This is a genomic window from Streptomyces sp. NPDC002838, assembly GCF_040295365.1.
In the GTDB taxonomy this organism is placed as follows: Bacteria; Actinomycetota; Actinomycetes; order Streptomycetales; family Streptomycetaceae; genus Streptomyces.
On sequence record NZ_JBEOVF010000006.1, the window covers coordinates 74,348 to 87,600 of the forward strand.

Annotated in this window: 13 protein-coding genes; 12 read left to right on the forward strand and 1 reads right to left on the reverse strand. The window is 71.2% G+C overall.

Going from position 1 to position 13,253, the window contains the following annotated elements; translation table 11 throughout:
- Positions 1-230 precede the first annotated feature (230 nt).
- A complete protein-coding gene (locus ABT063_RS10355) occupies positions 231-680 on the reverse strand; it encodes a hypothetical protein (RefSeq protein WP_351056796.1) in 450 nt (149 codons plus the stop codon).
- 409 nt (positions 681-1,089) lie between these two features.
- Here ABT063_RS10355 and ABT063_RS10360 point away from each other — a divergent pair, with 409 nt between their 5' ends.
- The 12 genes from ABT063_RS10360 to ABT063_RS10415 all read left to right on the forward strand — a co-directional run bounded on the left by ABT063_RS10360 (position 1,090) and on the right by ABT063_RS10415 (position 13,026).
- Positions 1,090-1,233 carry a hypothetical protein gene (locus tag ABT063_RS10360; protein ID WP_351056798.1) on the forward strand — a complete coding sequence of 48 codons (144 nt, stop codon included), beginning with the start codon at positions 1,090-1,092 and terminating at the stop codon, positions 1,231-1,233.
- Between the two features lie 173 nt (positions 1,234-1,406).
- Positions 1,407-2,528: a helix-turn-helix domain-containing protein gene (locus tag ABT063_RS10365; protein ID WP_351056799.1), complete on the forward strand. Its 1,122-nt coding sequence runs from the start codon at positions 1,407-1,409 to the stop codon at positions 2,526-2,528.
- A gap of 84 nt (positions 2,529-2,612) precedes the next feature.
- Positions 2,613-3,854: a helix-turn-helix domain-containing protein gene (locus tag ABT063_RS10370; RefSeq protein WP_351056800.1), complete on the forward strand. Its 1,242-nt coding sequence runs from the start codon at positions 2,613-2,615 to the stop codon at positions 3,852-3,854.
- Positions 3,855-4,119: 265 nt separating this feature from the next.
- On the forward strand, positions 4,120-4,545 hold the full coding sequence (locus ABT063_RS10375; protein WP_351056801.1) for an ATP-binding protein: 426 nt from the start codon (positions 4,120-4,122) through the stop codon (positions 4,543-4,545).
- Between the two features lie 85 nt (positions 4,546-4,630).
- Entirely contained in the window at positions 4,631-5,695 is a 1,065-nt protein-coding gene (locus ABT063_RS10380; protein ID WP_351056802.1) for a radical SAM protein, read from the forward strand.
- Entirely contained in the window at positions 5,695-6,882 is a 1,188-nt protein-coding gene (locus tag ABT063_RS10385; RefSeq protein WP_351056804.1) for an enolase C-terminal domain-like protein, read from the forward strand. The genes ABT063_RS10380 and ABT063_RS10385 overlap by 1 nt, the downstream gene beginning before the upstream one ends.
- Positions 6,883-6,920: 38 nt before the next feature.
- The gene (locus ABT063_RS10390) at positions 6,921-7,604 is read left to right on the forward strand and encodes an HAD family hydrolase (protein WP_351057041.1); all 684 of its coding nucleotides are present in this window, start codon (positions 6,921-6,923) and stop codon (positions 7,602-7,604) included.
- 5 nt (positions 7,605-7,609) lie between these two features.
- On the forward strand, positions 7,610-8,755 hold the full coding sequence (locus tag ABT063_RS10395; protein WP_351056805.1) for a nucleotidyl cyclase domain-containing protein: 1,146 nt from the start codon (positions 7,610-7,612) through the stop codon (positions 8,753-8,755).
- Positions 8,756-8,758: 3 nt separating this feature from the next.
- Positions 8,759-10,912 carry a phosphoketolase family protein gene (locus ABT063_RS10400; RefSeq protein WP_351056806.1) on the forward strand — a complete coding sequence of 718 codons (2,154 nt, stop codon included), beginning with the start codon at positions 8,759-8,761 and terminating at the stop codon, positions 10,910-10,912.
- A complete protein-coding gene (locus ABT063_RS10405; protein WP_351056807.1) occupies positions 10,909-11,778 on the forward strand; it encodes a phytanoyl-CoA dioxygenase family protein in 870 nt (289 codons plus the stop codon). The genes ABT063_RS10400 and ABT063_RS10405 overlap by 4 nt, the downstream gene beginning before the upstream one ends.
- A gap of 38 nt (positions 11,779-11,816) precedes the next feature.
- The gene (locus ABT063_RS10410) at positions 11,817-12,617 is read left to right on the forward strand and encodes a class I SAM-dependent methyltransferase (RefSeq protein WP_351056808.1); all 801 of its coding nucleotides are present in this window, start codon (positions 11,817-11,819) and stop codon (positions 12,615-12,617) included.
- A 187-nt stretch (positions 12,618-12,804) separates the two neighbouring features.
- Positions 12,805-13,026 carry a hypothetical protein gene (locus ABT063_RS10415; protein WP_351056809.1) on the forward strand — a complete coding sequence of 74 codons (222 nt, stop codon included), beginning with the start codon at positions 12,805-12,807 and terminating at the stop codon, positions 13,024-13,026.
- The last annotated feature ends 227 nt before the right edge of the window (positions 13,027-13,253 follow it).

Consider the following 13,253-nt stretch of genomic DNA (forward strand, 5'->3'; position numbering starts at 1 on the left):
GACCGTGCAGCTTGTCGCAACACACCCCGCTGACCGCGCATTCGGCAAGGAAAATGGACCGGTGTGGCGGCGGGGGTGAGTGCGGCCGGGTGGCCGAGGGTAACGTCGAGTAGGGCCGCGAAGACGTCGATGCCCAGACGCGCGCTGTTCCAGCGCGACAGTGTCTCAAGGCTTGGTTGCTGCCTGACCGCATGACAGGGTCGTGGCAGGCAGCAGAGGGCGGCGGGGTGTCAGCCGTGCCGGGACGGGCCGCCTTGGTCAGGGCCTTGCGCCGGTGGAAGTCCCGGCCCATCTCGTCTACGGCCATGGCCAGCGAGCGCGGGTCGCCTCCAGCGGCAGGGCTGGCAGGCCACGCCCGGCCGTCCGGCGCTTCGAGATGAACCGGTGTCCGGGACAAAGGTCGCCGAGCTGGCCAAGCTCGGCAGGGACGGCATGGCGATCAAGTTGCTCGACAGCAGGTGGATGTTGGGGCTGAGCAGCGCGACGAGCGTGGGCAACACGACCGGGTTGGCGACGAGCGGCAGGAAGGCGTCGTCCAGGGCGACGGCGCCGTGGAAGCCGTCCTTGCCGTCGACCGAGCGGTCCCGGCCCGTGGTCCGGTCGGTGGCCACGAGCCGTACGGCGGCCTCGCCTGCGCGGTCGCGGACCTCGGGGGCGAGGCCACCGTGCAGGACGAGCAAGCCGTCGCGGTCGAAGGCGAAGCTGATGTTGCCGGCGGCTCGGGTGAAGGCCAGGCTGAGAGAACCGCAAGATCAGCGGCGATGAGGCCGAGTGGGTCGTCTTGGAGATCGTTCACCAGGCCGTCGATGTCCTCCTCGATCAGTTCCTGGAACGTCTGCGTTCGTGCTGAGCACGCTGGGATGTCGGCCGCGGCGTGTGAGCCGGGGAGATTCCACACGGCCCGGCTCGAGCCGCAAGCGCCGCGATCGTCGCCCCGACCTCCGCCTCGCCGAACGCCGGCGCTCCCGAGGATTTCCCTCACACCGGGAAGATCGGAGAGAACTACGGGCGGAGGTATCGCGGCTGAAGAAGGCGGAGCGTGAGCTTCGCAGCGAGCATGCCGCCGAGATCCGCGAGCTGAAGGACACCGTGGCCACCTACGCCAACCAGATCCAGGCCCTGACCTTGCGCAACGCCGAACTGGAGACCCAGAACGCCCGTCTCCTCGAACGGCTGCGGCAGTCCGGGGACAACATTGCGGTCCTGCCTGCTCCGAGCCCTTCTTCTCCCTGACCGGGCGCGTCACCTGCCGGTTCGCGCGGCCTTCAGCGGTGTGACTAATGTGTCGCGCGCCAGGCATATGCGTCCTGCCAGGGGGGACCCGACCCTCCACTGAACGGGATGCAGGGACCTTTGTCCTGGCAGAGCACACGGTCCGGGCGAGTGGGTATGCGAGCAATCTGGTGATGCGCGAGCTGGACGAGACGGCCGCCGGCGGCCCGATTGGGGCCCGCCTGGCTGCCTGGCGCCGCCGTCGGGAACTGCCCCGGGGTGACCTTGCCTCCCGCACCGGCCTGGAGCTCGATTACCTCGTTGGGCTGGAGACGGGCCGAGAGTGGGTGGACCGCCGCGGCCGGCTGGCGGCGCTGGCCAACGCTTTGCGGCTGGATGTCGCGGACCTGACTGGGCAGCCCTACCCACCGCGCGGGGAGGAGCACGCGGCGGTGCGGGCGGTTGCCTTCCACCTGCGGCGCAGCCTGGTCCGCCGACAAACGGATACGGCCCCCGGCGTGCTGCTGGAGGAGCTGGCGGAACGGACCCGGGCCGCCGCACAGGCCGATACCGCGGGCGACGAGCACCATCTCGCGCTCGCGCTACCAAAGCTGATCGAGACGGCCGACCGCGCGATGGCCGCCGCTGCGGGGCCCGGGCAGGAAGAGGCGGTGCGGCTGCGCGCGGACGCACATGTGCTGGCCGCCGGACTGTTGCGGCGCCTGGGTTACAAGGACCTTGCGTGGATGCTGCTGCACCGGGCCCGTCCCGGCACGCGCGAACCGCTGCCGGTGCTGGTCGAGGAGGTACGGCTGCTGATCGACCTCGGCCTGCCGGAGTACGCGCTGGCCCGCGCCGAACGCGCCGAGGACGCCGGAGCCGACTGGGAGCTGCCAGCGCTGGCCGCCGTCGCCCAGGCCATGACCGGGCGCCGCCCGGAGGCCGAACGCCTCCTTGCCACGGCCGCCGAACGGGCCGCCGACGCACGGGAGGCGGCCCTGGTGATCGCGGCCCGCGCCGCCGTGGCCGCCGAGGTGGGCGACGCGTCCGAGGCCGCCGACCACGTACACGCGGCGGATCATGCCGCACTCGACGGCGCCCACCGCTCCAGTCTGCTGGTGGTCGCTGCGGCGGCCGAGGCCCGCCAGGACCGTGCCGATGAGGCCGTCACCCGGCTCGTCGAGGCCGACGCGGCGGCATCACTGCGGCTGCGGCTGGACCCCTTCGCCCGGGACCTGGTCACCGTGCTCGCCGACCGCACCACCGTTCACACCGCGGCGGTGCGGGATCTGGCCGAGCGGGCCGGGCTGCGGTGATGCCGCCCATCTGGTGGGAAAAACCCATGGGGCGGCGGGCTCGCCCTACGCTACGGCTGAGGCACGGGAGTTGAGGCGGGGGCGATGAACGAAGAGCAGGCCGTCAGGATCGGCAAGCGTCTGCGCTCGGCCCGCCGCCAGCGCGGGATGAGCCTGCGCAACCTCGCGGGCCTGGCCGGGGTGTCGGTCGGCTACCTGTCGATGGTGGAGAACGGCCAGCGGCTGCTGGACCGCTCCAGCCTCATCACCTCCTTCGCCGAGGCGTTGCAAATCGCCCCGTCCGAGCTGACCGGCCAACCCTTCGCCCCAGTGGACCCGCACACCAGCGCGGCCCACGAGGCGATCCCCTCCCTGCGGCTGACGCTGATGGGCCTGACCATGGCCACCCCACCGGACCGCCGCCCACCGGAGGTTCCGGCGGCAGTGCTGACCGAACGGGTGGCGAAGGCCAACCGGCTCTACCACGCGGCCGAATACGGCACCCTCGCCGCCGGTCTTCCGACGCTGCTGGCCGACCTGCACGCCGCCGCCGAGGCCGCCGTCGGCGCCGCCCGCCGCGAGCTGCTGAAACTGCTGGCGGACGCCTACCATCCGGCCTGCACCTTGCTGCTGAAGAACCTCGGCTACACCGACTTGGCGTTCATCGCGGTGACCCATGCCGCCGAGGCGATCGCGGAGTTGGACGACCCGGTCTACTCCGCTCTGTCCGGCTTCTTCCACACTCACGTGCTGATGGCGGCCGGCAGTCCCACCCAAGCCCTGGCCCAGGCCACCGCCGCTGCCAATACCCTCGAAGCGAACCTGACGGGCCCTGACGCCCATGCGCTGCTCGGCGAACTCCACCTGATCTCCGCCACCTCGCTGACCCAGGACCGGCAGAGACCCGGCAGCACCCGTGCCGAGGAGGTCCGCGGCCATTTGGCTGAGGCCGCCAACCTGGCTGGCCACACCGGCGAGACGCGGGCCTGGCACCTGAACTTCGGCCCCACCAACGTCGGCATCCACCAGGTGAGCTTGAACACCGACCTCAGTCTGCACGGATTGGCCGTCACCGCCGGGGGCGGGGTCCATCCCGAAACGCTGGCGGAGGCTCCCGGACGGCAGGCCGCCTTCCACGCCGACCTGGGCCGGTCGCTGGCCCATCTGCGAGGCCGCGAGGCCCAGGCGGTCGCGGCCCTGCTGACCGCCGAGGAGATAGCCCCGCAGCGCATCCACGCCAACGCGCCGGTGAGGAACACCGTCGAGTTCCTCACCGACCGGCAGCTGCCCGCCCACGCCGCACGGGACCTGCGCGGTCTGGCCCACCGCATCGGACTGCCTCTCTGACCAGCGGCGTCCCCTGCCCTGGCTGAGCGCATAAGTCGGGCAGGGACGTTCGCCCGTACATGACTTCTGCGCCGACGCCCGTACGCGATTGAGCACGTTGGTGTGTACGCAACTCCCGCACCCGGACGGGCGTTGCCTACCGATCGACCCTGATCCGGGGCTCGGGGATCGTGGGTTCACCGTCGTGAACACCCCTGCGTGCTGAGGCTCTTACCTTCGGTCACGGTCCGGGTGGCTGCCGCTCGGAGAGAGGGTGAGCCCCGCGATGTCCAGCAATGTGATGCGCCACGACTTCCAAATGATCTCCACGGCCGAGCATGTCCCGCTGGCCCGCCGTGAGACCGCCAAGATCCTCGCGGACTGGGGCATGTCCGAGGAGGTCGTGGGCACCGCCTGCCTGATCATCAGCGAGCTGGTGACGAACGTGGTGCGGCACGCTGCAGTGCTCTCGCCCACCGCGACGGTAACCCTCGCCGTCGAGGAGGAGGCCGCGCTGGTGCTGGCCGTCGCGGATGCTCACCCGTTCAGGCCGAAGCCTCTGTCCGTCGCCCACGGCCTCGGTGGCCGCGGCCTGTTCCTGGTCGATGCCCTGGTGCGGGAAGTCCGCGGCAGAGCCGAGGTCCTCACGGAGACCGCCACGGGCGGCAAGCGCATCGTCATCCGTCTTCCCCTGGCTCCCGTTGCGGCCTGATCCACAGCACAGCACCCGCATCAGACGGTGGCTGCAGCGCCGCCGATGACCTGCACCTCCCACCACGAGAAAGAGGACAGCGCTGATGCTCGAATCGGTCCGCCACCTTGACCAGGTGGCCCGCGAGTGGAACATCAACCCCGAGGACGTGCTGCTGATTGCGCTGAACGCGTCCGGCGCCCGGTCGCCGCTGACCAAGCCTCGCATGCGCTTCCGTCTGCGGCTGGACTCCCGCCCTGACACCCCGCTGTTCCTTATCCTCTCGCTGGGCCGTGAAGACTCGCCGTTCGAGCTGGACGAGTACGAGCTGCGGCTGAACGGCGAGAAGGTCGGCGAGGTCGACGGCATCGAGGACGACGACGCGGTGCTGGGCTACTGGCGCAACGGCACGAGGATGCTCACCCTCAACTCCAACGCCCGCAGCCAGTGCACCGGCTGCGTGTTCTGCCCCAACACCCTCGAAGACGCCTCCGATCCGAAGATCAAGGCCCTGGACTTGCCCGGCTACCTCGGCGCTCTCGCGTCGAACTCCGGCATGGCCGACCTCGCCTCGGTGGAGACGGTGACGGTCTGCACCGGCTGCTTCCTCTACGAGCACCTCGCGCTGGACCACCTCGCCGAGGTCCGCGCGGCGATGGGCGCGAACGGCTGCACCGGCACCCTGCACTTCCTGTCCTCGGTGCTGAGCAGCGACGAGGGCATGGACGCCGCCGCCGGTCTGGGCCCGTTCCATCTGACGCTGACCGCCGAGTGCTTCACCGAACGGCGGCAGATCCTCAAGGAGTCCAAGGCCAAGCTCACTCCCGCCGAGATGACCGCCGCCCTGGGACGGGCGAAGCAGCGGGGCATCACCACCGACTTCACCTACATCGTCGGTCTGGACCCGATCGAGGACGCCGCCCGGCACCTCAAGGATTTCGTGCCGGTCACCACTGCCTTCCCGCGGTTCCAGACCTACCAGGCCCACAACGCGTTCATGGACATCTACCGCGCCCCCGGGTCGGAGACGATCGAGTGGCACCTGGCCATGCGGCGCCACCTGGAAGAACTCTTTGCTCCCACGGGCTTGCGTCCGCAGTGGTGGCAGAACTACCGCAGCCCGTGGTGCTTCACCTTCGCCGGCGAGGAACTGACGGGGGCGAAGATCTGATGACCCTCGCTGTTCCCGCCCCTGCGCAGACGGCCGTCGCGGCGCCCTCCGTGATCCGTGCGGTCCGCGCCTGGCAGCTGCCCCCGCAGCCTGCCGGTCTCCCCTCCGGCCTGCCCGAGCCGGTCGCCACCGCGGCGCGTGAGCCGGCGGGCCCCGCCTGGGCCGAGCACCGCACCCGGTTCGCCATCGAGCTGGTTGGCGACGGCGTCTCCGGCTGGCAAGCTCCGGTCGGCGAGACCGTCGCGCAGATCATCGCCGACGACCTGGCCGCCGGGCTGATCGGGCACGCTGCCGCAGCCCCGCGCCGCCTGGCCTACCGCAAGAAGACCGGCCGGCACCGCCGCGGCCCGCACGCCCGGCAGGCCGCCTCCGCGGTCGAACTGGCCAGCTGGGACCTGGCCTCCCGCGCCAGCGGCGTGAGCGTGACCGCGCTCCTGGGCGGCACCATCCGCCCCGCCGTTCCCGCCTACGCCTCCGCACTCGGCCTCGACCCGGCCCACGCGGCAGCCCCGGAGGCCGCGGCCTGGATCACCGAGGCGGGGTTCTGGGGACAGAAGTGGCCGCTGACCAAGCCGATCATCCTCGCCGGCCCAAAGGCCGTCGCGAAAGCACTCGGCCGCCTGCGGGAGGCGGCGGGTGAGGGCCGGTTCATGGTCGACGGCCTGGGCCGCTGCCGCCTGGACGAGGCGATGCAGCTGCTGCCCGTCCTGGCCGACCTCCAGGTCGCCTTCGCCGAGGAACTGCTGCCGCCCGGCTCCTTCGGCTGGCACCGGCTGCGGGCGACCGGTGCGGGGGTTCCCCTGGCGGCGGGCGAGCACGCGGTCGACGAGGCCGAGCAGATCCGGCTGCTGACCGGCGAGGGCGTGGATGTCTGGCAGGTCGATCCGGGCTGGTCGGGCGGGCTAGCCCGGTCGCTGCACACCACCGAGCTTGCCGCGGACCTGGGCATGGCGACGTTCCCGCACGGCGACCGGCTGCCCGCCGCCCTGGCCCTGGCCGGAGCCTGCTGCCGGGACAAGATCCCGGCCATCGAGTGGCACCTGACGCTGGAGCCACTGCGGCAGCAGGTCTTCTCCGCCCCCGTCCAGATCGAGGGCGGACGGCTGCCGGTCCGCACCGCCCCGGGACTCGCCGAGGTCCCCGCGCTGCCGGAGAAGACGGCGGCGTGGGAGGTGACGGGCCCGTGATCGCCCAGACCCGGATACGCGGCACCCTGTGGAGGGGAGTGCGTGGAATCTGCTTCGACGTGGGCGGCACCCTGGTGCGTCCGGAAGCTGAGCCGACTACCGGTCAGGTTGCGCAGGTGCTGGGCATCTCGCTCGACGAGGCCCGCGCCGTAATGGAACAGGGGGCGAAACGCTGCCGGATCACCCCCGAGGATCTCGCCTGCGACCTGGCCGCTGCCTTCGGTCGACCTGCACTGGTCGGTTCGCTCACGCACGTGCTGGAGCGGGCCCGGCAGCGGGCAGCTGAACCGGAGCTGTTTGCGGACGTCGAACCGGCTCTGGCCGTGCTGCGGGAGCGGGGCTTCGTGCTGTTCGCGCTGACGAACAGTCTTGGCTCCTCCATCCCGGCCGAGCCTCCTACGGTCTTCCGGACCTTGCTTGATCGGGTGGTCTATTCGGCCGAGACGGGCGCGGTCAAACCGGAGCGAGCCGCTTTCACCGCCGTCGAGCACGTTTGCGGTCTCGGCCCGGATCAGCTGCTGCACGTCGGGGACTCGCTGCGGGCGGATGTCGCCGGTGCCGCCGCGGCGGGCTGGCACACCGCCTGGCTGGACCGCCGATTCGCTGACGGACCGTTGCTGAGTGCGGCCCGCACGGTCCGCCTCCACACGCTCACCACCCTCCCGCTGCTGCTGCCCGCCGGGCCCGCACCGGCCCCGCCTGTGACCTCGGAGACCTGCTGATGGACATGTCCGGCAAGCACTGCCCGAAGGCGCCCGCCCACGACCCGCTGGCCAGCTCGGTTCCGCTGTTCGACCCCGCACAGCTGCCGCTGCGCAAGTGGTGCGCCGGCAGCCGCGAGGACGCGGTGACCGGCCTGATCGCCTTCCCCGACTTCCACAGCCACATCCCCCGTGCTCTCGCCGCCGCACTGACCGACGGGGGCCTGGTGGGGCTGGCAATCGGGGACGTCGACGGGCTCAAGGCCCACGTCGAGAAGGCGAACGCCACCGAACCGGACTGCTACGGACACCTGGCCGGGAACAAGGTGATGGCCCGCCTCGGAGCGGTCACCCGCTCGTGGTTCCACACCCAGCCCTGGGAGGCCGGATGCGCGGCCACCTTCGGCGGCGACGAAGTGATCATCGCCGCCGCCCTGGACGACGCGCCCGCCTTCCACCGGGCCGTCGCCGAGCTGCGCGACCGGCTCACCGACGAGCTGCCGGTCCGCGTCTCCTTCGCCCTGACCTTCGCTGCCGCCGAGCACCTCCCGGCCGAGCGCGGCCTCGGCGGCTGGAAGCATGCCTTCACCGACCGGCTGCTGGCAGCGGTCGACCGCTGCCTGTTCACCCACAAGGCCGCCCGCCGCACCGCTGGCGGTGATGGCGGCATCATCGCCGTCACCCAGCCCCCGCCGCCCGGAAAGGCGGTCCCGGCCCGGGACAGGCGCGCACTGATGGCGCTGCCGACCGGCGCCGAGACCCTGCACGTTCTCGCCCGACCCACCGACACCGGGGCCCGCATGCTGCTGCTGCCCTGCACCGGCCCGGTCGGCCTGCGCGGCAAGCGGCTGCGGGTGACCTTCCCCGACGGCACGGCCCGCACCGCCGTCGCCGTCTCCCTGCACGGCCAAGCCGCCATCCCCCACGACACCGCCGCGATGGAAGGGCCGGGCATCCCGCTCACCCTCCAGCCCGTCCGCGAGAAGTCCGCCCGCGGCGTCCCCGATGACCTCGCCGCCGCCCTGGAACGGGCCCGACTGGACTGGTCGGTCCTGCCTGCCCACGAGCAGGCCCAGATGCTCCACCTGATCACCGAATCCGCCTCCGACGACATCCGCACCGACCGCATCACCGCCGTCATCGACGCGGTCGCCACCCGCACCCGGAGCTGATCCATGGCCATCACCGGCATCCCGCGCACCGACCCCCCGGAGGTGCCCGAGCCGTCCGGCTTCCCCGACTGGAGCCACACGGCCCACGAAGCCGCCGAGGCCGTGCCCGACCAGGCCATCGACGCCTGCTGGCGAGCCTTGAACCACCTGTCCGCCGCCCAGCTCTACCTGACCGACAATCCCCGCCTCGCCCGCCCGCTCAGGACGACGGACGTCAAGGAGAACCCGCGCGGGCACTGGGGGGTCTGCCCGCCGGTCAACTTCATGCTCGCCCACCTCGGGCCGATGACCGCCTGGCGGCCCGCCGGGTCCGAGCTGCTGGTGCTGCACGGCGCCGGGCACGCGGGCCCGTCCGCACTCGCCCACGCCTACCTCAACGGCACCCTCCACCTGACCGGGAACGGGCCGGGCTGGTCGATGCCCGAACTGCGGGCCCTGATCACCGGCTTTCCGCACCCGGAGCGGTTCGGCGGGGAGATCACCCCGCTGATCCCCGGCGTCCGGCACACCGGCGGACAGCTCGGTCCCGCCCTCGCCATCGCGCAGGGCATGGTGCTCGATGCCCCGCACCGGCTCGTGGTCCCGCTGATCGGGGACGGCGAGCTGGAGACCGGGGCGACCGCGGCGGCCTGGCTCGCCCGCCGGGCCCTGCACGGCAGCGGACACCACGGCGCGGTGCTGCCCGTGGTCCTGGCCAACGGGCTGAAGATGGGCGGGCCCTCCCTGCTGGCCGGCATGAGCCAGGAAGAGGTACACAGCTACTTCATCGGCCTCGGCTATGAGCCGCTGATCCACGACGGCACCGACCTGCCGGGCTTCCGCCGGCTGCTGGCCGACGCCTTCCATCGGCTGCGGCCGCTCGGCGAGTCCGGCCGGCAGTCGGTGATCGTGCTGACCATGGCCAAGGGTCATACCGGCCCCAAACGGGCCGCTGGCCGGTGGATCGCCGGAACGCCTGCGGTCCACAAAACACCGCTGAAGGACCCGCGGAACAACGACGCGGAGTTCGCGGCGCTGGCGACCTGGCTCGCCTCATACCGGCCCGCCGAGCTGTTCACCACCCAAGGCCGGCCCACCGACCTGGTCCGCCAGGCCCTGCCCGGCCCCCCACGCGAGCCGGAGACGGCCCGGCCCTCGGCCCCGCTGGCCACCCGCGGATCGCACTCCTGGCCGGATGTGTCCTCGGTCATCCGCGAACGGGCGGCGAACGGGGCTTTCCGCCTGTTCAGCCCCGACGAGATCGCCTCCAATCGGCTGGAGCTGAGTGCGAACGGCTCGCTGCCGCCCTGGGCGGTCGAGATCCTGAATGAGGAGATCTGCCACGGCTGGCTGCAGGGCTACACCGAGACCGGCCGTGACGCGCTGCTCGCCACCTACGAGGCGTTCGCCCCGGTCAACACCAGCCTGCTCGTCCAGCACCTCAAGCACCGGCGCCTGCGCTACCTCACCGGGCAGGGCGCCCTGCCCTCGGTCAATTACCTGATCACCTCGCTGGGCTGGCGCAACACCTACACCCACCAGAACCCCGGCCTGGTCTCGTCGATGCTGGAGACCGAGGACGGCTTCGTGCACGTCTACACCCCGGCGGACACAACGCGGGCCGCCGCCGTCCTCGCGGTGATGCTGGCCGGCCACGACCGCGTCAACTTCCTGATCGCTGACAAGCACCCCGGTCCCTCGTTCCCGCCGGACCCGTTCCGCGACGAGCTCACCGACGGCGCCGCCGTCTGGCCCCACCTGAGCCACTGCGGCCAACCGCACCTCGTCCTCGCCTCGGCCGGGGACATCCCGGCCCGCGAGTTGACCGCCGCAGTCACGCTGCTTCGCCGGTCGCATCCCGAGATCAAGATCCGCTATCTGCATGTCAACGACCTCGCGGTCCTCGGTCCGGGTTTGCGGTGGCCCTACGCTCTTGATGAGAGGACTTTCACCCGCCTGTTCGGCACCGATACCCCCGTCCTGATGGCCGTCCCCACCCACCCCGGCACCGTCCGCGCGCTGCTGGCCGCCCGCGGCGAGACCAGCCGGTTCCACGTCGTCGGCTACCGGGAGCCCAGCCGCCCCACCACCCCCGAGGGCCTGCTGGAGAACTGCGGCCTCTCGGCCGCCGCCCTCTCCGCCCAAGCCGCCCTCATGATCAAGGAGCACAGCGGATGACGACCCTCGATACGGCGTCCCCGCCCGACCTGAAGGTCCCGGACGCCTTCGAACGTGAAGGCTTCGTCGTCCTGCGCGACGTGATTACGCCCGAGTGGCGCGAGCAGGCCGCGGTCGCGGCGACGCGGCTGCTGGCCAGCGACCGCACCCTCGCCAGAGACCGCAGCGTCGACGGCAAGGACGGCTTCCGCGGCATCGTCGCCATGGACGACACCTTCCTGCCGCTGGTCACCAACCCGAAGGTGCTGCCCACCCTCGTCGCGCTGCTGAGCGCGAACCTGTACCTGATGTCCAGCAATCTGATCTACATGCCGTCCATCCCGCCCGGCGGCACGCGCACCATCCGCGTCCCCGAGCGGCACGGCTGGCACCGCGACATGAGCTCTACCAACCGCGACCTCGGCACCGGCGCTGTCCCGCGCATGTCGATCAAGGCCGCCTACTTCCTCAGCGACCTCACCCCCGACGCCGGCGTCACCATGGTGGTCCCCGGCAGCCACATCGAGACCGGACCAGTCACCGTCCCGGCCGGGGCCATCGACCCGCCCGGCGCGATCACTCCCGACCTGGGGCCCTGCGACGTGCTGCTGTTCGAGAACCGCACCTGGCACGCGGGCGGGCTGAACACCTCCGGCCGCCCCCGGCTCGCGGTGATGATGCAGTACGGCTACCGCTGGCTCGCCGCCGTCGACGACCCCGCCCCCGAGCTGCTGGACCGCGAGGACCTGACCGACATCGAGCGTCAGCTGCTCGGCCGACCGGACCGCCACCCAGACGGCTCCATCGCGCACGAAGGCGCCGGAGCCGCACCCCTGCGCACCTGGTGGCAGCACCTCAACCCGGACCCGGCTCGTTCTTCGGGATGACCCCGCACTCGCCCAACTGGACGCGAAAGACTGACGAAATGACCTCCTACACCCCTGACGAGCTGTTCACCTCCACCGCCCCCTACTACGCCCGTTACCGGCCCGGCTACGACCCGGCCTTCTACGACATGCTGGCCGCGCGCTTCGCCCTGGACGGCACTCAGCGCGTCCTGGATCTGGGCACCGGCACCGGCGTCCTCGCCCTCCCCCTCGCCAGGCTCGTCGGCTACGTCACCGCCATCGACCCCGAGCCCGGCATGCTCGAAGAGGGCCGCAAGCTGGCGGCAGACCGCGGGATCACCAACATCGACTGGCGCCAGGGCGACTCCGACACCCTGCCCACCATGGGCCTGGAACCCGTGCTGCTGACCGTGATGGGCGCCGCCTTCCACTGGATGGACCGCGCCCAGACCCTTCGCGACCTCGACCAACTCATCGAAGCAAACGGGGCCGTCGTCCTCGCCTCCGGCGGCGCCCCCGGCGACATCGAGCCCGCCACCTGGCTCCAGGTCATCACCGACGTCCGCACCCACTACCTCGGGCCCGAGCGCCGGGCCGGCTCCGGCACCTACTCACACCCCAAGGAACGCCACCAGGACGTGCTGGCCCGCTCCCCGTTCTCCAACGTCGAGACCGCCCGCTGGGACCGCACCGTCACCCGCACCCTGGACGAGGTCATCGGCCTGCAGTTCTCCTACAGCTACTCCAGCCCCGCCCAACTCGGCGACCACAAAGACGCCTTCGAACGCGACCTCCGACAGGCCCTCACCGACTTCAGCCCCGCCGGCACCTTCGACGAAGTCGTACGCACCGAAGCCATCATCGCCACCCGACCCTGACAACTCACCTGCGCCTGCCTGGCCGAGGGGTCCGTCATGCGGCCAGGCAGTAGTGGCGTGTTGAGACACTTCCGGGTCGGGGAGCACCGACGTATGTCAGCACCCTGCGCCGACGAAACACCTCGGACGGTCCCTTGAATTGTCGACATCGACTAAACGTTTTGGGCGGCTCGGGAGATGTATGGGTATGGAACTGAATCCCACAAACGATTCGTGGCTCGACAGAGCACCTGAACAGTTCATGACGATCGAGGAGGTCCTGGCACAGCTCCACCTCGTGGGGAGCAAGGCACCCAGCGGCGAGTTCGACTTCGATGAGGAAGGGCTGGCCAGACTGCGCGCGTGGATGGAGGCTGAACATCCGGCTGATGGCGACAGCACCGGCCCGGCGGAACCAGCCCCGGAGTAACGCGCCGGCTGACGAGGATTCACGCGCGGTGGTTGTAGCCCTGCGGGAGGCACCCGTCGAGCGCTTGGGAAACCATGCTCGCCAGCCTGGCGTATTCGCAGGTCGCTTCAGATTCGTCGGTGCCCCGGAACAGGTTGACAGACCGCATAACTGCAGTGCTCATCCACCGGTACCAGGACGGCGCCGGGTCCCGCGTATCCGTCAGCAGCGTCGCCTCGGCCGCCTTC